The sequence below is a fragment of the Castellaniella defragrans 65Phen genome (assembly GCF_000612685.1).
GTDB lineage: Bacteria > Pseudomonadota > Gammaproteobacteria > Burkholderiales > Burkholderiaceae_B > Castellaniella > Castellaniella defragrans.
The window spans coordinates 3,387,540-3,408,446 of sequence record NZ_HG916765.1; the positions used below are offsets into that span (position 1 = coordinate 3,387,540).

20 protein-coding genes and 3 tRNA genes are annotated in these 20,907 nt (G+C 69.8%); 10 read left to right on the plus strand and 13 right to left on the minus strand.

Annotated elements, in window-relative coordinates:
- Positions 1-53: 53 nt before the first annotated feature.
- Positions 54-2,798: an HAD-IC family P-type ATPase gene (locus tag BN940_RS15035; protein WP_043684281.1), complete on the plus strand. Its 2,745-nt coding sequence runs from the start codon at positions 54-56 to the stop codon at positions 2,796-2,798.
- A gap of 40 nt (positions 2,799-2,838) precedes the next feature.
- On the opposite strand, the gene BN940_RS15040 is transcribed toward BN940_RS15035, so the two are convergent.
- Genes BN940_RS15040 through BN940_RS15065 form a run of 6 tightly spaced genes read right to left on the minus strand, consistent with a single transcriptional unit; the run spans position 2,839 to position 8,584 of the window.
- Positions 2,839-4,344, minus strand: coding sequence for a tripartite tricarboxylate transporter permease (locus tag BN940_RS15040; protein WP_043684283.1), 1,506 nt, complete (start codon positions 4,342-4,344; stop codon positions 2,839-2,841).
- A gap of 9 nt (positions 4,345-4,353) precedes the next feature.
- The gene (locus BN940_RS15045) at positions 4,354-4,815 is read right to left on the minus strand and encodes a tripartite tricarboxylate transporter TctB family protein (RefSeq protein WP_043684284.1); all 462 of its coding nucleotides are present in this window, start codon (positions 4,813-4,815) and stop codon (positions 4,354-4,356) included.
- Between the two features lie 40 nt (positions 4,816-4,855).
- The gene (locus BN940_RS15050; RefSeq protein WP_052355931.1) at positions 4,856-5,365 is read right to left on the minus strand and encodes a MaoC family dehydratase; all 510 of its coding nucleotides are present in this window, start codon (positions 5,363-5,365) and stop codon (positions 4,856-4,858) included.
- Positions 5,362-6,312, minus strand: coding sequence for an SDR family NAD(P)-dependent oxidoreductase (locus BN940_RS15055; RefSeq protein ID WP_052355932.1), 951 nt, complete (start codon positions 6,310-6,312; stop codon positions 5,362-5,364). Before BN940_RS15055 ends, BN940_RS15050 begins: the two co-directional genes overlap by 4 nt.
- 24 nt (positions 6,313-6,336) lie before the next feature.
- Positions 6,337-7,593, minus strand: a complete 1,257-nt coding sequence (locus BN940_RS15060; RefSeq protein WP_043684286.1) for a CaiB/BaiF CoA transferase family protein — start codon at positions 7,591-7,593, stop codon at positions 6,337-6,339.
- A gap of 13 nt (positions 7,594-7,606) precedes the next feature.
- Positions 7,607-8,584 (minus strand): Bug family tripartite tricarboxylate transporter substrate binding protein, encoded by a 978-nt coding sequence (locus BN940_RS15065; RefSeq protein WP_043684287.1) that lies wholly within the window; start codon positions 8,582-8,584, stop codon positions 7,607-7,609.
- 107 nt (positions 8,585-8,691) lie between these two features.
- Here BN940_RS15065 and BN940_RS15070 point away from each other — a divergent pair, with 107 nt between their 5' ends.
- Positions 8,692-9,624 carry a LysR family transcriptional regulator gene (locus BN940_RS15070; RefSeq protein WP_043684289.1) on the plus strand — a complete coding sequence of 311 codons (933 nt, stop codon included), beginning with the start codon at positions 8,692-8,694 and terminating at the stop codon, positions 9,622-9,624.
- 215 nt (positions 9,625-9,839) lie between these two features.
- On the opposite strand, the gene BN940_RS15075 is transcribed toward BN940_RS15070, so the two are convergent.
- The 3 genes from BN940_RS15075 to BN940_RS15085 all read right to left on the minus strand — a co-directional run bounded on the left by BN940_RS15075 (position 9,840) and on the right by BN940_RS15085 (position 10,110).
- Positions 9,840-9,916: transfer RNA gene (locus BN940_RS15075), tRNA-Asp, on the minus strand.
- Positions 9,917-9,936: 20 nt separating this feature from the next.
- Positions 9,937-10,012, minus strand: a tRNA-Glu gene (locus tag BN940_RS15080).
- Positions 10,013-10,034: 22 nt separating this feature from the next.
- Positions 10,035-10,110: transfer RNA gene (locus tag BN940_RS15085), tRNA-Ala, on the minus strand.
- A 196-nt stretch (positions 10,111-10,306) separates the two neighbouring features.
- On the opposite strand from BN940_RS15085, the gene BN940_RS15090 reads away from it, so the two are divergent.
- The 3 genes from BN940_RS15090 to BN940_RS15100 all read left to right on the plus strand — a co-directional run bounded on the left by BN940_RS15090 (position 10,307) and on the right by BN940_RS15100 (position 13,773).
- Entirely contained in the window at positions 10,307-11,533 is a 1,227-nt protein-coding gene (locus tag BN940_RS15090; RefSeq protein WP_242404209.1) for an integrase catalytic domain-containing protein, read from the plus strand.
- A gap of 307 nt (positions 11,534-11,840) precedes the next feature.
- Positions 11,841-12,857, plus strand: coding sequence for a biotin synthase BioB (gene bioB, locus BN940_RS15095; RefSeq protein ID WP_052355934.1), 1,017 nt, complete (start codon positions 11,841-11,843; stop codon positions 12,855-12,857).
- Between the two features lie 22 nt (positions 12,858-12,879).
- The gene (locus BN940_RS15100; RefSeq protein WP_043684293.1) at positions 12,880-13,773 is read left to right on the plus strand and encodes a hypothetical protein; all 894 of its coding nucleotides are present in this window, start codon (positions 12,880-12,882) and stop codon (positions 13,771-13,773) included.
- Here BN940_RS15100 and BN940_RS15105 read toward each other — a convergent pair.
- A complete protein-coding gene (locus tag BN940_RS15105) occupies positions 13,741-15,294 on the minus strand; it encodes an MFS transporter (protein WP_084330721.1) in 1,554 nt (517 codons plus the stop codon). The genes BN940_RS15100 and BN940_RS15105 overlap by 33 nt on opposite strands.
- 103 nt (positions 15,295-15,397) lie before the next feature.
- Here BN940_RS15105 and moaC point away from each other — a divergent pair, with 103 nt between their 5' ends.
- From moaC to BN940_RS15130, 5 genes are read left to right on the plus strand one after another with little or no spacing between them, the layout of a single operon-like run.
- Positions 15,398-15,892, plus strand: coding sequence for a cyclic pyranopterin monophosphate synthase MoaC (gene moaC, locus BN940_RS15110; protein WP_084330722.1), 495 nt, complete (start codon positions 15,398-15,400; stop codon positions 15,890-15,892).
- Complete coding sequence (locus BN940_RS15115; protein WP_043684297.1) at positions 15,870-16,124, plus strand: MoaD/ThiS family protein; 255 nt, start codon at positions 15,870-15,872, stop codon at positions 16,122-16,124. The genes moaC and BN940_RS15115 overlap by 23 nt, the downstream gene beginning before the upstream one ends.
- Positions 16,125-16,163: 39 nt before the next feature.
- Positions 16,164-16,682, plus strand: a complete 519-nt coding sequence (locus BN940_RS15120; RefSeq protein WP_043684299.1) for a molybdenum cofactor biosynthesis protein MoaE — start codon at positions 16,164-16,166, stop codon at positions 16,680-16,682.
- The gene (gene moaB, locus BN940_RS15125; protein ID WP_043684301.1) at positions 16,679-17,206 is read left to right on the plus strand and encodes a molybdenum cofactor biosynthesis protein B; all 528 of its coding nucleotides are present in this window, start codon (positions 16,679-16,681) and stop codon (positions 17,204-17,206) included. Before BN940_RS15120 ends, moaB begins: the two co-directional genes overlap by 4 nt.
- Positions 17,207-17,208: 2 nt before the next feature.
- Positions 17,209-18,417, plus strand: coding sequence for a molybdopterin molybdotransferase MoeA (locus BN940_RS15130; RefSeq protein WP_043684304.1), 1,209 nt, complete (start codon positions 17,209-17,211; stop codon positions 18,415-18,417).
- A 113-nt stretch (positions 18,418-18,530) separates the two neighbouring features.
- On the opposite strand, the gene mobA is transcribed toward BN940_RS15130, so the two are convergent.
- The 3 genes from mobA to BN940_RS15145 form a co-directional block, all read right to left on the minus strand.
- Entirely contained in the window at positions 18,531-19,139 is a 609-nt protein-coding gene (gene mobA / locus BN940_RS15135; RefSeq protein WP_043684307.1) for a molybdenum cofactor guanylyltransferase MobA, read from the minus strand.
- Between the two features lie 137 nt (positions 19,140-19,276).
- Positions 19,277-20,362 carry a GTP 3',8-cyclase MoaA gene (gene moaA / locus BN940_RS15140; protein ID WP_043684309.1) on the minus strand — a complete coding sequence of 362 codons (1,086 nt, stop codon included), beginning with the start codon at positions 20,360-20,362 and terminating at the stop codon, positions 19,277-19,279.
- Between the two features lie 55 nt (positions 20,363-20,417).
- Complete coding sequence (locus BN940_RS15145; RefSeq protein ID WP_043684311.1) at positions 20,418-20,879, minus strand: universal stress protein; 462 nt, start codon at positions 20,877-20,879, stop codon at positions 20,418-20,420.
- Positions 20,880-20,907: the final 28 nt, after the last annotated feature.

Below are 20,907 nucleotides of genomic sequence, written 5' to 3' on the forward strand. Positions count from 1 at the left end.
GGATCCGACATCCGGGAACCGACGTTCCAGCATTGACAGAGGCAGCATGCCGCATGACCCAGGACGACTCCTTCATTAAAGCCGATCCCGCATCGACCGATACCGCGGCGGCCCCCACCGACTGGCATGGCCGCAGCGCGGAATTCGCGGCGCGCGCGCTCGGATCGCCCGAGGGCGGCCTGTCCGAAGCCGAAGCCGGGGCCCGCCTGCGGGTGCACGGCCGCAACGAGCTGGCCGCCGCCCGGCGCCGCCATCCCCTGCTGCGGCTGCTGCGCCAGTTCCACAACCTGCTGCTCTACCTCATGATCGCGGCGGGCATCATCACGGCGCTGCTGGGCGCATGGGTGGACGCCGCCGTGCTGTGGGCCGCCGCGCTCGTCAACGTCCTGATCGGCTTCGTCCAGGAGGGCAAGGCCGAGAACGCCCTGGCGGCCATCCGCGGCATGCTCCCGCCGCACGCCACGGTGATCCGCGAGGGCAGGCGGCGGGTGATGGACGCGGCGTTCCTCGTGCCCGGCGACCGCGTCGTCATCGCCTCGGGCGACCGCGTGCCGGCCGACCTGCGCCTGGTCCATGCGCGCGACCTGCGCCTGGACCAGGCCTCTCTGACGGGGGAATCGCTGGCGGTGGAAAAAACCACGGCGCCGGTCGCCGCGGATGCCGCACTCGCCGAGCGCGACGGCATGGGCTATTCCGGCACGCTGGTGGTCGGCGGCCAGGGCGTGGGCATCGTGACGGCCACCGGCCTGCAGACGGAGATCGGGCGCATCACGCGGATGATCAGCGGCGTGGAGAGCGCGGGCACGCCGCTGATGCGCAAGCTCGACCGCTTTTCCGCCCGCCTGGCCAGCGTCATCCTCGGCATCGCGGTGCTGACCTTCGCCTTCGGCGTCCTGCTGGGCGGCCATCCCGTCGCCGACATGTTCGTCATGACGGTGGCGCTGGTGGCGTCGGCCATCCCCGAGGGCCTGCCCGCCATCATGACCATCATCCTGGCCCTGGGCGTGCAGCGCATGGCGCGCCAGAAGGCCATCATCCGCCGCCTGCCCGCGGTGGAAACGCTGGGCTCGGTCACCATCATCTGCACCGACAAGACCGGCACCCTGACGCGCAACGAAATGACGGTGCAGCTCGTCGTCACGGGCGCCGGAGTCTACCGGGCCTCGGGCGTGGGCTATGCCCCCGAAGGCGAAATCGCCGCCGACGGCGGCGGGCCCGGCGCCGCCCGCCGCGGCGATCTGCTGCCGGCCCTGCAGGCCGGCATGCTGTGCAACGACAGCGTGCTGGAACGGCGCGAAGACGGCTGGCACATCGTGGGCGACCCCACGGAAGGCGCCCTGCTGGTGCTGGGCGCGAAGGGCGGCCTGGACCTCGCCGCGCTGTCGAAGGAATGGCCGCGGCTGGACTCCATTCCCTTTGAATCGGAAAACCGCTACATGGCCACGCACCACAAGGACGCCGGCAGCACGGACTGGATCCTCGTGAAGGGCGCGCCGGAGCGCGTGCTCTCCATGTGCCGCTGGCAGCTCGGCGGCGAAGGCCCGCAGCCATTGGACGTGGACTACTGGCGGCGCATGGTCAACGACATCGCCGCGCGCGGCCTGCGCCTGCTGGCCCTGGCCCGCAAGGCCGCCGGACCGGCGGACGGCCCGCTCTCGCCCGCCGACATGGAGGACGGCTTCGTCATGCTGGCGCTGGCCGGCATCATCGATCCGCCGCGCGCCGAGGCCATCGCGGCGGTGAAGCAATGCCACGCCGCGGGCATCCGGGTGAAGATGATCACCGGCGACCACGCCGACACCGCCCGCGCCGTGGGCGCCCAGCTGGGCATCGGCGTGGGCAGGCCGGCGGTCACGGGCCCGGAAATCTCCCTGCTGGACGACGCCGGGCTGCGCCTCGTGGTGGCCGACGTGGACATCTTCGCCAGGGCCAGTCCCGAACACAAGCTGCGGCTGGTGCAGGCGCTGCAGGACAACGGCAACATCGTCGCCATGACCGGCGACGGCGTGAACGACGCGCCCGCCCTGAAGCAGGCCGACGTCGGCATCGCCATGGGCCTGAAAGGCACGGATGCCGCGCGCGAGGCGGCGGACATGACGCTGGCCGACGACAATTTCGCCACCATCGCGGCCGCGGTGCGCGAAGGGCGCGCCGTGTACGACAACCTGCGCAAGTTCATCCTGTTCATGCTGCCCACCAACGGCGGCGAAGCCCTGGTGGTCATCGCGGCCCTGCTGCTCGGTCTCGCCCTGCCGCTCACCCCCGCCCAGGTGCTCTGGATCAACATGGTCACGGCGGGCACGCTGGGCATCGCGCTGGCGTTCGACGCGCCGGACGACAACATCATGCTGCGGCCGCCGCGCCCCCCGGAAGAGCCCCTGTTCACCGCATTCTTCCTGTGGCGGCTGGTCCTGGTGTCGCTGCTGATGATGCTCGGCGCGCTGGCCCTCTTCCTGTACAAGCTCGACAGCGGCGCCGGCATCGAGGTGGCGCGCACCATGGCCGTCAACACCATCGTGCTGTGCGAAGTGGTCTACCTGATCAACAGCCGGCGGCTGCGGCGCAGCGTGCTCGACCGGGAGGGCCTGTTCGGCAACCCCTACGCGCTGCTCACCATGGCGATCGCCGTGCTCCTCCAGTTCGTCTACATCCACTGGAGCCCCATGCACCGCATCTTCGGCTCCGCCGCGCTGAGCGCGGGAGAATGGCTGCTCACCCTGGCCGCCGCGCTGGTGCTCTTCTTCGCCGTGGAAGCCGAGAAGCTCATCGCCCAGCGGCTGCGGGCCGCCCGGACCTGAAAAGGCCCGCGGCGGGCGGGCGCCCTGGCCCGTCAGGAACTCAGTCCTCTTCGACGAAGGCCGTCGCGCGCTGTTTCCGTATGGACGGCAGCGCGACGAGGACCACCAGCAGGACCGCCGCGGCCAGCAGCGAGGCGGTCAGGGGCCGGCTGACGAACGTCGTGTAATCCCCGCGCGACAGCAGCAGGGCGCGCCGGAAGTTCTCCTCCATCATGGGGCCGAGCACGAGCCCGAGCAGCAGGGGCGCACCCTCGCAGCGCAGCTTGGACCACACGTAGCCGACCAGGCCGAAGAACGCCGTCAGGTAGATGTCGAAGACGTTGCCGTTGAGCGAATACACCCCGATGACGCAGAACACCAGGATGGCGGGAAAAAGGATGCGGTAAGGGACTTTCAGCAGCTTGATCCAGAGCCCGATCAGCGGCAGATTGAGCACCAGCAGCATCAGGTTGCCGATCCACATCGAGACGATCAGGGCCCAGAACAGCTGCGGGTGGTTGCTCATCACCTGCGGGCCGGGCGAGATGTTGTGGATGGTCATGGCGCCGATCATCAGCGCCATGACCGCATTGCCCGGGATGCCGAGCGTCAGCAAGGGGATGAACGAGGTCTGGGCGGCCGCGTTGTTGGCCGATTCCGGGCCCGCCACGCCCGCCGGATGGCCCTTGCCGAACCTTTCCGGCTGCGCGGACATTTTCTTTTCGAGCGAGTAGGAGGCGAAGGAGGACAGCACGGCGCCGCCGCCCGGCAGGATGCCCAGCGCGGAGCCCAGCAGCGTGCCGCGGATCGCGGCCGGCCAGGCTTCCTTGAATTCCTGCCGGCTGGGATACAGGCTGCCGACCTTGTCGATCATGTCGATGCGGTTTTCCCGCTGCTCCAGGTTCGTCATGATCTCGGCGAAGCCGAACACCCCCATGGCGACGATGGCGAAATCGATGCCGTCCTGCAGTTCCGGCAGCCCGAAGTCGTAGCGGATCACCCCGGAATTGACGTCGGACCCGACCATCCCCAGCAGCAGGCCCAGCACGACCATGGCGATGGCCTTGGGCAGGGAGCCGGAGGCGAGCACCACGGCCCCTACCAGCCCCAGCACCATCAGGGAAAAATATTCCGCGGGCCCGAACTCGAAGGCGATCGCCGCCAGCGGCGGCGCGAAGGCCGCCAGCAGGACCGTGGCGACGCAGCCGGCGAAGAAGGAGCCCAGCGCCGCGAGGGCCAGGGCGGCGCCGGCGCGCCCGTTGCGGGCCATCTGGTGCCCGTCCAGCACCGTGACGACCGCAGAGGTCTCCCCGGGCAGGGCCACCAGCACCGCGGTGGTCGAGCCGCCGTACTGCGCGCCGTAGTAGATGCCGGCGAGCATGATGAGCCCCGCGGTGGGCGGCAGCACGTAGGTGACCGGCAGCAGCATGGCGATGGTGGGCACCGGCCCGATGCCGGGCAGCACGCCGATCAGCGTGCCCAGCAGGCAACCGAGGAAGGCGTACATCAGGTTCTCGGGCGTGAAGGCGACCGACAGGCCGAGCATCAGGTGGTCGAACAGTTCCATCGCGGTTCCTCAACGGCCCAGGCCGAAGGGCCACAGGGGGAAAACCAGCCCCAGCCCCTTGATGAAGGCGAGATACGCGAACACGGCCAGGAACGCGCCGTTGCCGGCCGCGACCCTCCAGTCGAAATCGCGGCCCGCCAGGCTGCCGAGGACGACCAGCAGAAAGATGGACACATACACGCCCAGGGGTTCGAGCGCCGCGCCGTACAGGACAACGGTGCCGACGATCCAGCCGGCGACGCGCCAGTCGAACCGCTCGATCCGGCTCCCGGCGGCGCGCGGCGACAGGGCGGCCAGCGCAATGCCCGCGCCCAGGACCGCCAGGAGGATGCCCAGCCAGAACGGGAAATATCCCGGCCCCATGTGGGCGGCCGTCCCGCGGGCATAGCCCGTCGCGCGCCAGGCGAAGAAGGCGCCGGCGGCCAGGAACATCAATCCCGACCAGAAATCCTGTTCAGACCGTATTTTCATGGTCTCCGTCTCCTCTTATTGATGGGCCGTGCGCAGCGGTTCAGCCCGACCCGGCCTCCTCGTACCGGACCACGATCCGCCAGTCGGCATGCACCGCCGGCCGGGGAGACTCCTCGGCCCGCACCGTGACGGCCCACGCGCAGCGGGCCTCCCCGGGCCGGGGCTCGGCCACCTGGTCCAGCGCGAAGCAGGCCGACACCCGCGCACCCGAGCGGACGGGCGCCGTGAAGCGGACGCGGTCGAAACCGTAGTTCAGCACCACGGCCGCGCCGGGAAAAGCGATGCAGCTCGACTGCCAGCAGCTCAGCAGCGACAGCAGGAGAAAACCGTGCGCGATGGTGCCGCCGTACGGCGACTCCGCCGCCGCCCGCACGGGATCCACGTGGATCCACTGGCGGTCGCGCGTGACGCACGCGAACCGGTCGATGAGGTCCTGGCCGATCACCACCGAGGCCGACCGGATGGCCGGCCGCCCCACGAAATCGCGCAGCGACCGGACGGAATCGAATGCCCGGAGGGCCGCCGCCGGCTGCCCACGGGGGTTCGTCATGGCGTCCGCCCTTCGTCGGGTGCCCGCCCTTCGTCGGACGCATGCGCGGCGCATGGCTGTCGGCGGGCCTGGGCCTTGGCAATTTCATGGCGCAGCTGCTCGAAGCCGGTGGCCGGGACGCTGTCGGCGCGGCGGTCGGCCACCTCGTCCAGGCGTTCGATCAGGGCGTTCGCGGACAGCTCGGCGCCGTCCAGGCAGATGCCCCGGGTCATGGTGATGTGCGCCTGCTCGAAGCAGCCCGCACCCGCCAGCAGGATGGTCCGGGTCGGCGCCTCGTCCGCCGCCAGGGCGACCAGCGCGGGGCTCACCCATTCGGGCGCCAGCAGATCCAGCGCCTGCGGTTCGAGCAGCCCCTCCGTCATCGCCGTGGCCGCCGTCGGCGCCAGGCAGTTGACCCGGATGCCGTAGCGCTCGCCCTCCAGCGCCAGGGTCTGCATCAGGCCGACCAGCGCCATCTTGGCGGCACCGTAATTGGCCTGGCCGAAATTCCCGTAGAGACCGGACGAGGAAGTGGTCATCACGATGCGCCCGTGATGCTGGGCGCGCATGATGTCCCAGACCGCATGGGTGCAATGCACCGAACCCATCAGGTGCACCTCCAGGACGAGCCGGAAATCGTCGAGGCTCATCTTGGCGAAACTCCTGTCGCGCAGGATGCCGGCATTGTTCACCAGGATGTCGATGCGGCCCCACTGGGCGATGGCCGCCTGCACCATCGTCCGCACCTGCCGCGGATCGGTCACGTCGGCGCCATGCGCCAGGGCCTGCCCGCCGGCCTGGCGGATGTCCTCCACGACGGCCTGCGCCGCCGAGCCGGGCGTCTCGGCGCCGAGGTCGTTGACCAGCACGCGGGCGCCGTGGCGCGCCAGTTCGAGCGCATGCGCGCGGCCCAGGCCGCGGCCGGCGCCCGTCACGAGGGCGACCCGGTCTTGCAGAAGTGGTGTCATGGGATCTCCGTCGGGTCGAAAGGATCAGGAGGCCAGGGGCTCGGGCGCCTCGGCGGCGGTCCGGAGGATGCCGGCGCGTTCGAGTTCCGCGATGCGGCGTCCGTCCAGGCCCGCCCGCAGCAGCACCGCCTTGCCGCCCTGCCCCAGCGACGGCGCGCCCGCCGCCGTGGGCCCGCCATCCTGATCGAAGACGAAACCGATCCCGTGGGTGCGGACCTCGCGCCCGCCCTGGCGGAAGCGATGGTCGGGCAGGCTCACGCAGCCGGAAGCATCGGCCTCGTGCAGGAATTCTTCCAGTTTGCGCACCCGGGCGGCGGGCACCCCGGCCTGGGCCAGCTGCGCCTCCAGCCGCATGGCGCTGTGGGCCGCGAAGGCCTGGCGCAGCCGGTCCGCAACGTATCCGCGATCGTTCGGCACGACGAAGCCGTTGGGGGCATTGAAGGCGGCGAGGTCGAGGGCGCGCGCATCGTCGCACAGGGCCTCGATCCCCAGGACGCCGGCCAGCCTGCGGAACTGCGCCGGCGTATTGGCCGCGACGGCCAGCCAGCCGTCCGCGCACCGGTAGGTGTCCGCGGCCGGACTGCCGGTATAGCCGCGGTTGCCCACGCGCCGGGTCGGCGTTCCGTCGCTCAGGCAGGCGCAGGCATTCGGATACATCAGCATCAGGGACGCCTGGACCATGGACGCATCGATATACTGGCCGGCGCCCTCGCGCGAGCGGCGGTGCAGCGAGGACACGATGGCCAGCGCGGCGAGCATGCCGACCGCCACGTCCACGACGGGAAAGCCGACCTTGATCGGCGGCGCGTCGTCGCCTTCCCCCGACATCATCATCATGCCGGTCAGGGCCTGCACCACGTGGTCGTAGGCGCCGCGCTGCGACCAGTCTCCCCGCTGCCCGAAACCCGAAATGGAGCAATAGACGATGTCCGGCCTGACCGCCCGGATCGACGCATGGTCCAGCCCGTACCGGGAGACCACGCCCGGGCGGAAATTCTCGATGAAGACATCGGCGTCGGCGGCCAGGCCGCGCAGCAGTTCCGCCCCCTCCCGCGTCCTGATGTCCAGCGCCAGCGATTGCTTGCCGGCATTGATGGCGGCGAAGCCGGTGGGCGTATCGGTGTCCGCGCCGTCCCTCATGGATCGCAGGACCTCGCCGGCGAGGGGCGGTTCCACCTTGATGACTTCGGCGCCCAGCTGCGCCAGGTAGAACGAGGCCAGGGGGCCGGCGATCACGTGCGACAGATCCAGCACGCGCACGCCTTCGAGGGGCTTTGCCATGAATGCTCCCGTTTCAGCCGGCGGTGACGCCGGCCAGCTTGATGATGTCGGCCCACTTCCGATATTCGCTGCGCACGAATTCGGCCGCGGCCTGCGGATCGTCGCTCCGGACCACGCGGTTGCCCGCGGCCTCGAACATCGGCCCCACGGCCGGGTCCCGCAGCGCGGCCGTGGTGGCGCGATAGAGCGTGCCGACGACGTCCGGGGACGGATTGCGGGGCAGCCAGAAGGCGAACCAGAATTCCTGGATCGCCAGGTCGCTGTGCAGGACGTCGTGCAGCGGCGGGACGCCCGGCAGTTCCGCCAGGGGGGCGGCGCCGGTGACGGCCAGGGCGCGCAGCTGGCCGCCCCGCACCTGCGGAATGGCGGTCCCCGCGATGGCAAAGGCGAAATCCGTGTCGCCCCGCACGAGCGACACCGGGATTTCCACGGATCCCTTGAAAGGCACGTGCACCGCGTCGGCCTTCAGCAGCGACACGAAGGTCGCGCCGCCCAGGTGCGCCCCCGAACCGACGCCGCCCGAGGCGTAATTCATCTTGCCCGGGTGCGCCCGCAAGGCGTCGGCCAGATCCTGCACGCTGCGGTACGGCGACTTGGCGGACACGACCAGGACCGTGGGAGACGCCGCGATGAGGGTCACCGGCACGAAATCGCGGACCGGATCGAACGCCAGGGCGGGCTGCAGGATCTTCTGGATCAGGTGCGAATTGGAGCCCAGCAGGACGGTATAGCCGTCGGGAGCGGCCTGGGCGACGGACTGGGCGGCCAGCACGCCGCCGGCGCCGACCTTGTTCTCGACCACGATGGGCTGGCCCATTCTTTCGCCGAGCGTGGGGCCGAACTGGCGCATCATGATGTCCGGCCCGCCGCCGGCGGCATAGGGCACGACGACGCGGACGGGCCGCGCGGGATAGGTTTCAGCGGCGCGCGCGAAGGAACCGGACGCCAGGCCGGCGCCCAGGGCGCCCAGACAGAAGGTGCGACGGTGCATGGTGTCTCCTTGATCTTGTCCTTGTCATGCCTGCAGGATAGTGAATCCTGGTGCATATAAAAAGTGATATATTTTTATATTGCGATAACACTTTTTCATACCCAGCGATGGACAAGCCGTCCGAATCCGACCGCCTGGTCGCCAGGCTGCGCTTTCGCCACCTGAACCTGCTGACGGAAGTACAGGCCCGGGGCAGCCTGCGGGCGGCGGCCGAGTCGCTCAATCTCACCCAGCCGGCGCTCAGCAAGGCGCTGGCGGAAATCGAAAGCGCCTTCGGCTTCGCATTGTTCTCGCGCACGACGCGCGGCCTCACGCCCACGGCGCAGGGAGCCGTGGTGCTGCGGGGCGCCACGCTGCTGCTGACGGAACTGGCCCACCTCCATTCCGAAGCCCGCGCCGCCGACCGCTGCGCCATCAAGATCCGCATCGGCGCGCCCCCGTTCGTGGCGCAGACCTACCTGCCCGACGTGATCCAGCGGCTGGTCCGGCAGGACGCCCCCTTGCGCGTGCACCTGCTGGAAGAGCGCGTGCCCGCGCTGATCGGGGCCCTGCAGCGGGGCGAGCTCGACGCGCTGATCACCACTTTTCCGCTGCAGCTGCTGGAATCCGACGCGGGCGCCTTCCAGTACGTCAAGCTGTTCGAGGTGCCGTTCGCCGTCGTCGCCGCCCGTGCGCATCCTTTGCTGCGCGCACGGCGCGTCGATTGGATCGATCTGGTGCGCGAGCCCTGGGTGATGCCGGTCGAGGGGTCCATGGGCCGCAAGCTGATCGAGGAATGCTTCACCCATGCGGGGGTACCCGTCCCCGTGCCCGTCATCGAAGCGACGAGCCCGACCACCAGCATCCAGCTGGTGGCCGCGGGCCTGGGCATCGGAATCGTGCCGGACGTGGCGCTGTTGCGCCACGGCATCGTGCCGGCGGGCACGGTCAGGCAGATCCGGGTCGCACCCGCGCCGCCCGCCAGCGCGGTGGCGCTGATTTTCAGGTCGGGGCCGGTGAATCCCCGGGTCGTCCTGCTGCAGGCGGCCTTGGGGTTGTAGAAGGGAAGAGGAGCCACCCGCCTGTGACCGCGCGGCGCCAGGGAAGCCGCCGGGCGTGCGTCGGGTGATCCGGGGCTTGCTCCTGGATTGCGCAGCGACCTCGCCACGGCCAGAAAGCCGGACAATTTGGAGACGCCAGCCCAAAACATATTCCAAAATTGGAATTCGGAATAGAAAAACGGGTTAGCTAAACCTAGCTAACCCGTTGAATTCTTTGGCGGAGCGGACGGGGCTCGAACCCGCGACCCCCGGCGTGACAGGCCGGTATTCTAACCAACTGAACTACCGCTCCGCAGCGGTGCCAGAAAATCCTGGCGTCCCCTAGGGGATTCGAACCCCTGTACTCACCGTGAAAGGGTGATGTCCTAGGCCTCTAGACGAAGGGGACAGGACATTCGACAACGAAAGTTTGGTGGAGGTAAGCGGGATCGAACCGCTGACCTCTTGCATGCCATGCAAGCGCTCTCCCAGCTGAGCTATACCCCCAAACAAGGTCTTCGTTAACGAAGAAACGAGATTATGCACGAATTTTTTTTGGCGTGCAAGCGAGAGCCCTGTCCAATATCAGATGAGTCTGAGCGGGCCTTCGTGATTCCAACATCAGATGAGTCTGGAGGGTGGCGTCAGGATCGTCGATCATCGGGAGATGATCTTGACCCTACACGATGACCGATTGACCAGCTTGGCCGATCTGGAACAGTTCCTGGCCGGCACCGCAGGCTTGGCCACCCAGGTGGCCGCCGGCACCGAGGCGCAGCGCCAGGCCCACGTACTAAGCGTGCTGCAGCGGTTCCGATACGCCACGCTGTCGCGCACCGAGCGGGGACTGGTGATCCGCTACTTGTTGCACACCAGCGGCTACTCGCGCCAGCACCTGACCCGTCTGATCGCCCGGTTTCGCGAACATGCCCCGCTGGGACAGCGCCGCACACCCACGCACGGGTTCAACCGCCGCTACACGGCGGACGACACCGTGGCGCTGGCACGGCTGGATCGCCTGCACGAGAACCTGAGCGGGGCGGCCACCCGGCACCTGTGCCAGCGTGCCTGGCTGGTCTACGGCGATGCCCGCTACGAGCGCCTGGCCTCGATCTCGGTGGCTCACCTGTACAACCTACGCAAGACCCTGGCCTACCGCCAGGCGCGCGGCCACTGGCAGGGCACACGCCCCAGCCGGTCGGTCTCCATCGCCGTGCGCAAGCCCCCGCGCCCCGAAGGACGTGCCGGCTTCATCCGCATCGACAGCGTGCACCAGGGCGACTTCGATGGCATCAAGGGCGTGTACTACATCGACGCCGTGGACTGCGTCACCCAGTGGCAGGTCGTCGCCTGCTGCCAGCGTATCTCCGAGGCCTTCCTGCTACCCGTACTCGAGCAGATGCTCGCCTGCTTCCCATTTCGCATCCGCCAGGTGCATACCGACAACGGCAGCGAGTACATCAACGTGCGCGTCGCTCAACTGCTCGACAAGCTCAATGCCGAGTTCACCAAGTCCAGGCCCCGGCACAGCAACGACAACGCCCTGGTCGAGGCCAAGAACGGGGGAGTCATCCGCCGCACCTTCGGCTACGCGCATATCCCGCAAAAGCACGCCGCGCGCATCAACGCCTTTTGCAAGGACGCGCTGGTGCCATACCTGAACTTGCACCGTCCATGCCTGTTTCCCAGGCAGACGGTCGATGCCAAAGACAAGATCCGTACCACCTATCCCGCCGAGTTGGTCAGTACGCCCTTGGAGAAGCTGCACAGCCTGTCCGCCCGTGCCCGCGGGCTCAAGCCAGGCATCACGCTGCAGGCGCTGCTCATGCAGGCCCGAACAATGAGCGACAATGAAGCAGCCGCTCAGATGCAAAGCGCCCGGGCTGCCCTGTTTGAAACCATTCGACGATCTGCTTCCAAAGCCGCCTGAGACTGACCCAAAACCGGAAATCCCAGACTCATCTGCACTTTGGAAAAGACTGCGAGCCCGGATTTTTTTATTCGGGTCCGCCTCGAAACCCTGCTTCCGCGCGCTGTATCACAAATCCTTACACCTGCGCGAGCAGAAGAAGATCGGACCAGAAACCCGGCCAGCGATGCTGGCTATCGCACAATAGGAGGCAAGATCGCCGTACTACCGGCCATTTGCACGCCGGTTGCACGGCGTTGGCGCTTGCGGGGCGATGTGCGGAACGCCTACGATCCGGGCTGTTCGACACCCTCGGAGCTCATCCGTCATGCACGCCCGCGTCCGTCACGAAACCCTGGCGCCCGTCTGGCCGGTCCAGGCAATCCTGGACCTGTTCGCCCTGCCCTTCAACGACCTGCTGCTGCGGGCGCAGACCGTGCACCGCGCGCACCATCCGGCCAACGCCGTGCAGCAGTCCAGCCTGCTGTCGATCAAGACCGGCGCCTGTCCCGAGGACTGCGCCTACTGCCCGCAGTCCTCGCGCTACCACACCGAAGTGGAGCCGGCGCCGCTGATGCCGCTGGAGCAGGTGCTGGCTGCGGCGCGCAAGGCGCGCGACGCGGGCGCGCAGCGTTTCTGCATGGGGGCCGCCTGGCGGTCGCCGACCGAGCGCCAGCTGGACCAGGTGATCGAGCACGTGCAGGCCGTCAAGTCGCTGGGCCTGGAAACCTGCGTCACCCTGGGCATGCTGAAGGACGGCCAGGCCGAACGCCTGAAAGCGGCCGGCCTGGACTACTACAACCACAACCTGGACACCGCGCCGGAACACTACGGCGAGATCATCCGCACCCGCACGTTCCAGGACCGCCTGGACACGCTGCGGCGCGTGCGCGACGCCGGGCTGAAGGTCTGCTGCGGCGGCATCGTGGGCATGGGCGAATCGCGCGAGATCCGCGCCGGCCTGATCGCCGCCCTGGCCAGCCTGGACCCCTATCCCGAATCGGTGCCCGTCAACCAGCTCGTGAAGGCGCCCGGCACGCCCCTGGCCGACGCGCCCGACCTGGATCCCATCGAATTCGTGCGCACCATTGCGGTGACCCGCATCGTCATGCCGCGCGCCGTGGTGCGGCTGTCGGCGGGCCGCGAGAGCATGCACGACAGCACCCAGGCGCTGTGCTTCATGGCCGGCGCCAACTCGATCTTCCACGGCGAGCGGCTGCTGACCACGCCGAACCCGCAGGCGCAGGCCGACGCACGGCTGTTCGAGCGCCTGGGGCTGGTGCCGATGCCCGACGACACGGTATCCGCAACCCTGGAAACCCACGCGGCCGCCAGTCCGGCCTGACCCTCATCCGACGCGCCCCACCATGCACACCCTGATCCTCAGCATTTCCTTCAGCGTCGCCGTCTCGATCTTCCTGAAGCTCGCCCGCAGCGGCGGCATCCGCGTCGACCAGGCCATCGCCGTGAACTACGCGACGGCGGTGGCGCTATGCCTGTGGCTGCTGCACCCGCCGCTGGACACGCTGTTCGAGCAGCCGGCCGCCGTCTGGCTGATCCTGGGCCTGCTCGGCGTGCTGCTGCCCAGCGTGTTCCTGGTCATGGCGGCCGCCGTGCGCCGCGCGGGCATCGTGCGCAGCGACACGGCCCAGCGCCTGTCGCTGATCCTGCCGATCCTGGCCGCCTTCCTGGTGTTCCACGAAGTCCTGTCGGGCCGCAAGGCCATCGGCATCGCCCTGGCGCTGTGCGCCCTGGCCTGCCTGCTGACGCGCCCCCGGGCCGCGGCCGCGGCAGCCGGGAGCGCCGCGGCGACGGCGCCCGAGGACGAGACGCGGGGATGGGCGTCGCGCGGCTGGCTGGTGCTGCTGGGCGTCTGGGCGGGCTACGGCTGCATCGACATCCTGTTCAAGCAGATGGCGCGCATCGGCGCGGGCTTCGCCGGCAGCCTGCTGCTGAGCTTCGTCCTGGCCGGCGTGCTGATGGGCCTGTGGCTGCTGGCCCGGGGCACCCGCTGGCACGCCCGCAGCCTGGCGTCCGGCGTCCTGCTGGGCGGGCTGAACTTCGGCAACATCTACTTCTACATCCGCGCGCACCAGACCTTCCCGGACAACCCCACCCTGGTGTTCGCGGCCATGAACATCGGCGTGATCTCCATCGGCACGCTGGTGGGCGCGGGCGTGTTCCGCGAGCGCCTGAGCCTGCTGAACGTGCTGGGCATCGTCCTGGCGCTAGGCGCCATCGTCCTGCTGTTTCCCCGCTGAGGCTGGCAGGCCCGGCGCCAGGGGCGAAAGCGGACCGCACGCTGGGACCGGGACCGGACGGGAAGCCGGAGCCGCTGCCGATGCAGGAACCGGCGCCTCCGCCGTTGGTGCCGGTGACGGCGTCGCCGCCGGTGCCGGTGTTGGCGCCGATGCCGATGCCGCAGCCGGTGCCGGTGTTGGTGCCGATGCCGCTGTCGCTGCCGCCGGTGCCGATGTTGACGCCGATGCCGCTGTCGCCGGCGCCGCCAGCGGATCGTCGATGACCGGATCGTGCGAGATGTCGCGCTGCGGATCGACGCGCGGATCCAGCACCGCCATCACATGGGAATTCTGCAGGGTGTCGGCCATGGGCACGAACTGGGTGGGCGCGTCCTCGCTGCGGTGCGTGCCCTTGACCTTGCGCTCGCGGATGAACACCACCAGCAGGGCGGCACAGGCCGACACGAAGACGAAGTACACGTCCGATCCCCAGACCCGCATCAGCCCCCCCGCCGCCAGCGGCCCGAGACAGGCCCCCAGGCCGTAGACCATGTACAGCAGGGCGCTCAGGCCCACCCGCCGCTCCGGATCGACGTTGTCGTTGGCGAAGGCCGCCCCCATGGGATAGAGCGTGAACTGCACCACCCCCAGCACGCCCGAGAAGGCCACCAGGGCCGGGTAGGGAAACTCGAACCAGCCCCACAGCGGCACCCCCAGGCACAGCAGGAGCAGCGCGCCGATGCGGATCAGGCGCACCCGGCTCATGTGGTCGGCGAGCCAGCCCAGCGGCCACTGGAACACCAGGCCGGCCGCCACGGACACCGCCAGGAACACCCCGACCTGGTGATTGTCCATGCCGTGCTGCAGCCCGTAGACGGGCGCCAGGCCGTAGAACGCGCCCGTCAGCATGCCGGCCAGGAACAGCACCGTCAGCGACAGGGGCACGCGCGCCACGTAGTAGCGCAGGGCCAGGGGGGCCGGCACCTGCAGCGCCGGATGCAGGCGGCGCGTCAGCGTCACCGGAATGAGGCTCAGCACGCTGCAGATCGCCACGAACACCAGCGGCTCGGAATCCAGCTTCGGGAACAGCCCCAGCGCCAGCTGGCCGAGCACGGTGCCCATACAGGAAGCGACCATGTAGAAGCCGAACACGGTCCCGCGCGAGGCGTTCTCGGTCTGCTCGTTGAGCCAGCTTTCGATGGCGATGAACAGGCTCACCATGGCGATGCCCGCCACGAAGCGCAGCGCCAGCCAGAGCCACAGGCCCTCGATCAGGATCATCGCCAGCACGGTGACGGTGACCATCGCCGCGCAGGCCGCGTAGGCGCGGATGTGGCCCACGCCGATGATGAGCCGGTGCCCGACCCGGGCGCCCAGCACCAGGCCCAGGTAGTACGCGGCGATCATCGCCCCGACCCAGACCTCGGACACGGACAGCGCGGTCAGCCGCAGGCCCAGATAGGTGTTGAACAGCCCCGAACTGAGCAACAGGATCAGGGTTGCCAGATACAGGGAAAAAAATGCGCCGATCGTCTTGGCCATGCGGAATTCCGGTCGGAAGCACCGCCGGTGCGGCAGCATCCTCAAACAGGCATCATAGCAGCGGCGCATGCCGCCCGGCGGCGTCCTCGTTTATCATAGGCCCATGAGCGAAACAGACCTCTCCCCCGTCCTTACCCACCTGGATGAAAATGGCCAGGTCCGCATGGTCGACGTCGGCGCCAAGGCGCCGACCGACCGCAGCGCCGTGGCCGAAGGCCGCGTGCGCCTGAATGCCCACGCCTGGAGCCTGCTGTCGGCCCAGGCCAACGCCAAGGGCGAGGTCCTGAACACCGCCCGCATCGCCGGCATCCTGGCGGCCAAGCGCTGCGCCGAACTCATCCCCCTGTGCCACAGCCTGCCGCTCAGCTTCGTCGGGGTGGATTTCTCGGCCGACGAATCCAGCCGCACGCTGACCATCCGCGCCACCAGCCGCACCCGCCACCAGACCGGCGTCGAAATGGAAGCCATGACGGCCTGCTCGGTCGCCGCCCTGACGGTCTACGACATGTGCAAGGCCGCCGACAAGGGCATCGTCATCGAGCAGATCCGCCTGCTCAGCAAAACCGGAGGCAAGAGTGGCGACTGGCACAACGATTGATGTCCTGTATTTCGCCCAGGTGGCGGAACACATGGGCCTGCGGCGCGAGACCCTGCCCCTGGACGCGCCCATCCGGGCGGGCGACTGGCTGGACGCCCTGGCGGCGCGCTGCCCCGCGCTGGGCCCCTCGGCGCGCCTGAAGCTCGCCATCAACCAGGAACACGCCGGGCGCGCCGCCACGATCCGCCCGGGCGACGAGGTCGCCGTGTTCGAGCCCGTCACCGGCGGCTGAGGCCGACGCCCCGGGCGCATCCACCCAGCCGCATCCATCATGATCCGCATCCAGACCGAACGCTTTGAAGTCGCCGAACTGGCCGAGCTGCTGCAGACCCGCGCGGCCGGCCGGGCCGGCGCGCTGGTGCATTTCGTCGGCATGGTGCGCGACTACAGCCCCGACGCCGGCTCCCGCAGCCTGTTCCTGGAGCATTACCCGGGCATGTGCGAACGCGAGATCCAGGCGCTGTGCGACCAGGCGAAACAGCGCTGGGACGTGCTCGACACCGTGGTGGTCCACCGGGTCGGCGAACTGCCGCTGGGCGATCCCATCGTCTTCGTCGGCGCGGCCGCCGCCCACCGGGGCCAGGCCTTCCGCGCCTGCGAATACATCATCGACGCCCTCAAGACCCGCGCGCCCTTCTGGAAGCGCGAGACCCTGGCCGACGGCCGCGCCTTCTGGGTCGAGCAGCAGGCCGCCGACGCCGAAAAAACCGCCCGCTGGGACATGCCCCAGGACACGCCCTCCGGCACATCCCCGGACGCGCCCCGCAACACGCCCCCCGATACGCCATGAAAGCCCGTCCCGACCTGCCGCCCGTCAGCCTGCGCTGCGCGGTGCTGACGATTTCCAGCCGCCGCACGGCCGCCGAGGACACGACCGGCGACTACCTGGCCGCCGCGCTGGCCGAGGCGGGCCACGTCCTGCAGGCCCGCGCGCTGTGCCCGGACGATCGCTACCGGATCCGCAAGGTCCTCAGCGACTGGATCGCCGATCCGGACATCCAGGTGATCCTGTGCAACGGCGGCACGGGCTTCACCCATGGCAAGTCCGCCATTCCCGCCGTCACGCCGCTGCTGGACCAGGTCGTGCCCGGCTTCGGCGAACTGTTCCGCCACCTGTCCTGGCTGGACATCGGCGCCTCCTCGCTGCAGTCCGACGCACTGGGCGGCATGGCCAACGACACCCTGGTGTTCTGCCTGCCCGGCTCGACGGGCGCCTGCCGCCTGGCCTGGGAAAAGATCCTCCTGTCCCAGCTCGACAGCCGCCAGCTCCCCTGCAATTTCGCCAGCGCCTACCGCGCGCGCACGGAAACCTGATCATGCTCGACTTCGATACCGCCCAGGCGCGGCTGGCGGCGCGCGGACGCGCGCCCGCCGGACGCGAGACCCTGCCCCTCGACGCCCTGTACGGCCGCGTGCTGGCCGAGGACATCATCGCCGGCCTGGACCTGCCGCCCGCCGACAACAGCGCCATGGACGGCTACGCGCTGCGCGCCGCCGACGCGGCCGCCCCCGGCGCCACGCTGCCCATCCAGCAGCGCTGCTTCGCCGGCCAGGCGCCCGACCCCCTGCTGCCCGGCCAGGCCATCCGCCTGTTCACCGGCAGCGTGATCCCGGCGGGCGCCGACACCGTGGTCATGCAGGAGGACTGCCGCGAGGACGCCGGCCGGGTCGCCGTCCTCGCGCCGCCCGCGCCCGGCCAGCACATCCGCCGCCGGGGCGAGGACATGCGGGCGGGGCAGACGGTCCTCCTCCGCGGCACCCGCCTGGGCGCCGGGCAGCTGGCCGTCCTGGCGGCCCAGGGCCACGACCGGGCGCCCGTCTTCCCGCGCCTGACGGTCGGCATCCTGACCACCGGCGACGAACTCGTCCCCCCCGGCCAGCCCCTGCCGCCGGCCGCCATCCACAATTCCAACGCGCCGATGCTCGCCGGCCTGTGCGGCGGGATGGGCACCGCCGCGCCGCTGCTGCGCCACGCGCGCGACGACGCGGACGCCACCCGCCGGGCGCTGGCCGAACTCAATGAAGCCTGCGACCTGGTGCTCAGCGTGGGCGGCGCCTCGGTCGGCGAAAAGGACCTGGTCAAGCCCGCCATCGAGGCCCTGGGCGGCACGCTGGACCTGTGGCGCGTGCGCATGAAGCCGGGCAAGCCGGTCGCGCTGGCCGAACTGAACGGCCGCCCGGTGGTCTGCCTGCCCGGCAACCCGGTCTCGGCCTTCGCCGTGTTCACGCTGCTGGTCAGCCCCCTGATCCGGGGCCTGCAGGGCCGCCGGGACGTGCTGCCCCCCATCCGGCGCGGCATCCTGGACACGTCCCGCCCCGTCGGCGGCGAACGCGACGATTTCCTGCGCATCCAGGCCGCGCAGGGCGCCGCCGGGCTGCCCCGCCTGACGCCGCACACGCAGCAAAGCTCGGGCGCGCTCGGCAGCCTGGCCTGGGCGCACGGCCTGGCCCGCATCCCGGCGGGCGCGCGGCTGGAATCCGGCGCCGAAGTGGACTGGATGGCGCTGTCCGACTGGCTGGTCTGACGATCCGCCAGGGTCGGCGGCCCCCATCGTCAAACGCACGGCAAGGCGAACGCCGGGGCGCGGTCCCGACGGCGCGGTCCCGGCGACGCGGCCCCGCCGGATGCGGGTCCGGATCAGGACCAGCGGTCCCAGTCCTCGGGCGTGTTCAGGTTGATCAGCGCGTCCGCATCGGAAAAATCCACGGCGACCGCGCCGCAGGAGCGCAGCCAGCCCTGGACCTGGCGGCCGCCCGCGTCCAGGAAGGCCTGCAGTCCGTCCGCCAGATCGTGGTGCGCCATCAGGCAGAGCGGATGCGGGCCATCGGACGTACGCGCATAGGCCGGGCGGTCGGGCCGCGCCGCGGCGGCCAGCCGCGCCGCCAGGTCGCCGGGCTGGCGCACCACGTCCACCGGCAGCACGAACAGCCAGGGCGAGCGCGCCCGCCGCAGCCCCGCCAGCACCCCGGCCAGGGGACCGCACTGCGCATGATCGGGATCGTCGCGCACGACCGTGCCGTAGGCGGCGTAGTCCTCCGGATGACGGTTGGCGCTGATCCACACGGCATCCGCGCCCTGGGCGCGCAGATAGCGGCAGGCATGGGCCGCCAGGGGCTCGCCGCGCCAGGGCATCAAGCCCTTGTCGGCCTCGGGCGCATCAGCCGAGCGCATGCGCCGGGATTGCCCGCCTGCGAGAATCAGACCATCGAACAAGATCGAGACATCCCTCCACCTCGCCGCTTGCACGCGGCTCGGATTCGACAGGCACAGAAGGGTCCGCAGGGACCGGTCTTGGATTGGGGCATCCCTCCACCTCGCCGCTTGCACGCGGCTCGGATTCGACAGGCACAGAAGGGTCCGCAGGGACCCTTCTGTGTCCTGTCTCATCCACCAATGTAACTCATCTCGATCTTGTGATCGCGGTGGGCCTCGCCGCGCCGTTCGGAATAGCGGTCGTCGCGCGCGCGCCAGACGCCGGCCAGGCGTGCCGCCAGCGCCGCGTCGTCGGCCCCGGCGCGCAGCAGCGCGCGGAGGTCGTGGCCCTGCTCGGCGAACAGGCAGGTGAACAGCCGCCCTTCGGGCGACAGGCGCAGCCGCGTACAGTCCCCGCAGAAGGGCTGGGACACGCTGGTGATCAGGCCGATCTCGCCGGCGCCGTCGGCGTAGGCCCAGCGGTTGGCGACTTCGCCGCGGTAGCGGGCCTGGAGTGGCCGCAGCGGGAACTCGGCGCCGATGATCCGCACGATTTCCGCCCCGGTGACGACTTCGTCCATGCGCCAGCCGTTGGTGTTGCCGACGTCCATGTATTCGATGAAGCGCAGCGTGTGGCCGGTGCCCCTGAAATGGCGCGCCATCGGCAGGATCTGGCCGTCGTTCATGCCCCGGCGCACGACCATGTTGACCTTCACGGGCGCAAGCCCGGCGGCGGCCGCGGCCTCGATGCCGTCGAGGATCGTGGCGACCGGCACGCCGCTGTCGCTCATGCGCTCGAACAGGGCGTCGTCCAGCGCGTCGAGGCTGACCGTCACCCGCGTCAGGCCGGCATCGGCCAGCGCGCGGGCCTTGCGGGCGAGCAGCGTGCCGTTGGTGGTGAGGGTCAATTCCGGCGGGGCGCCCTCCGGCGTGCGCAGGCCGGCCAGCATCCCGACCAGGGTTTCGATCTGCTTGCGCAGCAGGGGCTCGCCGCCGGTCAGGCGGATCTTGCGCACCCCGCCCTGCAGGGCGATCCGGGCGACCCGGGTGATTTCCTCGAAGGTGAGCAGGGCGCCCTGCGGCAGGAAGGCGTGGTCCGCGCCGAACAGCTCGCGCGGCATGCAGTAGGTGCAGCGGAAATTGCAGCGGTCCGTGACGGAAATCCGCAGGTCGCGCAAGGGGCGGCCGAAGGTGTCGCGCACCGCCTCGCCCGGTGCGGGGGCGGCGTCGCCGCCCGCCGGCGCCGGGTCCGGCTGGTGATGGATCACGCGGGGCATGGCATCAGGATCCGTTCCCGCTCGTGGAGGAGATCGCTTCGGGCATCAACCGGCCTCAATCGTTTTCCTTCACCCGGTAGACCAGGGTGGCGACCTTGGCCAGGCCCAGGACCTTGACCGTGACGCTGCCCAGCAGCAGGCGCGACAGGCCGCTGCGGCCGTGGCTGCCGATGAAGATCAGGTCGCAGCCTTCGGACTGGGCGGCCTGCACGATGCCGTCGGCGACGTTGAAGTTGGACACCGCCAGGGACTTGGCCTTGACGCCGGCGGTCTCGGCCCGGTCGAGCACGGCCTGGAGGTATTTCTTGGCCTGCTCGGCGGCGGTGCGGTCGTAGTCTTCGTCCGTGATGGCGTAGGCGGCGGCCATGCCGTCGAAGCCCACCGTGGCGGCGAACGGCTGCGTCACGTGCAGCGCGACGACTTCCGCGCCGATGGTGCGGGCGAAGCAGACGCCCTTGTTGGCCGCCTGGGCGGAGAGCTTGGAGCCATCCGTGGGGATCAGGATTTTCTTGAACATGGGCGGATCATCCAAAACGGTGAAAAGG

Bases quoted from the DNA above. Each gene is read 5' to 3' on its own strand.
- BN940_RS15055 (WP_052355932.1), bottom strand. From the start codon at position 6,312: ATGACACCACTTCTGCAAGACCGGGTCGCCCTCGTGACGGGCGCCGGC.
- BN940_RS15040 (WP_043684283.1), bottom strand. From the start codon at position 4,344: ATGGAACTGTTCGACCACCTGATGCTCGGCCTGTCGGTCGCCTTCACG.
- BN940_RS15145 (WP_043684311.1), bottom strand. From the start codon at position 20,879: ATGTTCAAGAAAATCCTGATCCCCACGGATGGCTCCAAGCTCTCCGCC.
- BN940_RS15130 (WP_043684304.1), top strand. From the start codon at position 17,209: ATGCTCGACTTCGATACCGCCCAGGCGCGGCTGGCGGCGCGCGGACGC.
- BN940_RS15100 (WP_043684293.1), top strand. From the start codon at position 12,880: ATGCACACCCTGATCCTCAGCATTTCCTTCAGCGTCGCCGTCTCGATC.
- moaA (WP_043684309.1), bottom strand. From the start codon at position 20,362: ATGCCCCGCGTGATCCATCACCAGCCGGACCCGGCGCCGGCGGGCGGC.
- BN940_RS15035 (WP_043684281.1), top strand. From the start codon at position 54: ATGACCCAGGACGACTCCTTCATTAAAGCCGATCCCGCATCGACCGAT.
- bioB (WP_052355934.1), top strand. From the start codon at position 11,841: ATGCACGCCCGCGTCCGTCACGAAACCCTGGCGCCCGTCTGGCCGGTC.
- BN940_RS15105 (WP_084330721.1), bottom strand. From the start codon at position 15,294: ATGGCCAAGACGATCGGCGCATTTTTTTCCCTGTATCTGGCAACCCTG.
- BN940_RS15060 (WP_043684286.1), bottom strand. From the start codon at position 7,593: ATGGCAAAGCCCCTCGAAGGCGTGCGCGTGCTGGATCTGTCGCACGTG.
- moaC (WP_084330722.1), top strand. From the start codon at position 15,398: ATGAGCGAAACAGACCTCTCCCCCGTCCTTACCCACCTGGATGAAAAT.
- moaB (WP_043684301.1), top strand. From the start codon at position 16,679: ATGAAAGCCCGTCCCGACCTGCCGCCCGTCAGCCTGCGCTGCGCGGTG.
- BN940_RS15120 (WP_043684299.1), top strand. From the start codon at position 16,164: ATGATCCGCATCCAGACCGAACGCTTTGAAGTCGCCGAACTGGCCGAG.
- BN940_RS15065 (WP_043684287.1), bottom strand. From the start codon at position 8,584: ATGCACCGTCGCACCTTCTGTCTGGGCGCCCTGGGCGCCGGCCTGGCG.
- BN940_RS15050 (WP_052355931.1), bottom strand. From the start codon at position 5,365: ATGACGAACCCCCGTGGGCAGCCGGCGGCGGCCCTCCGGGCATTCGAT.
- BN940_RS15070 (WP_043684289.1), top strand. From the start codon at position 8,692: ATGGACAAGCCGTCCGAATCCGACCGCCTGGTCGCCAGGCTGCGCTTT.
- BN940_RS15045 (WP_043684284.1), bottom strand. From the start codon at position 4,815: ATGAAAATACGGTCTGAACAGGATTTCTGGTCGGGATTGATGTTCCTG.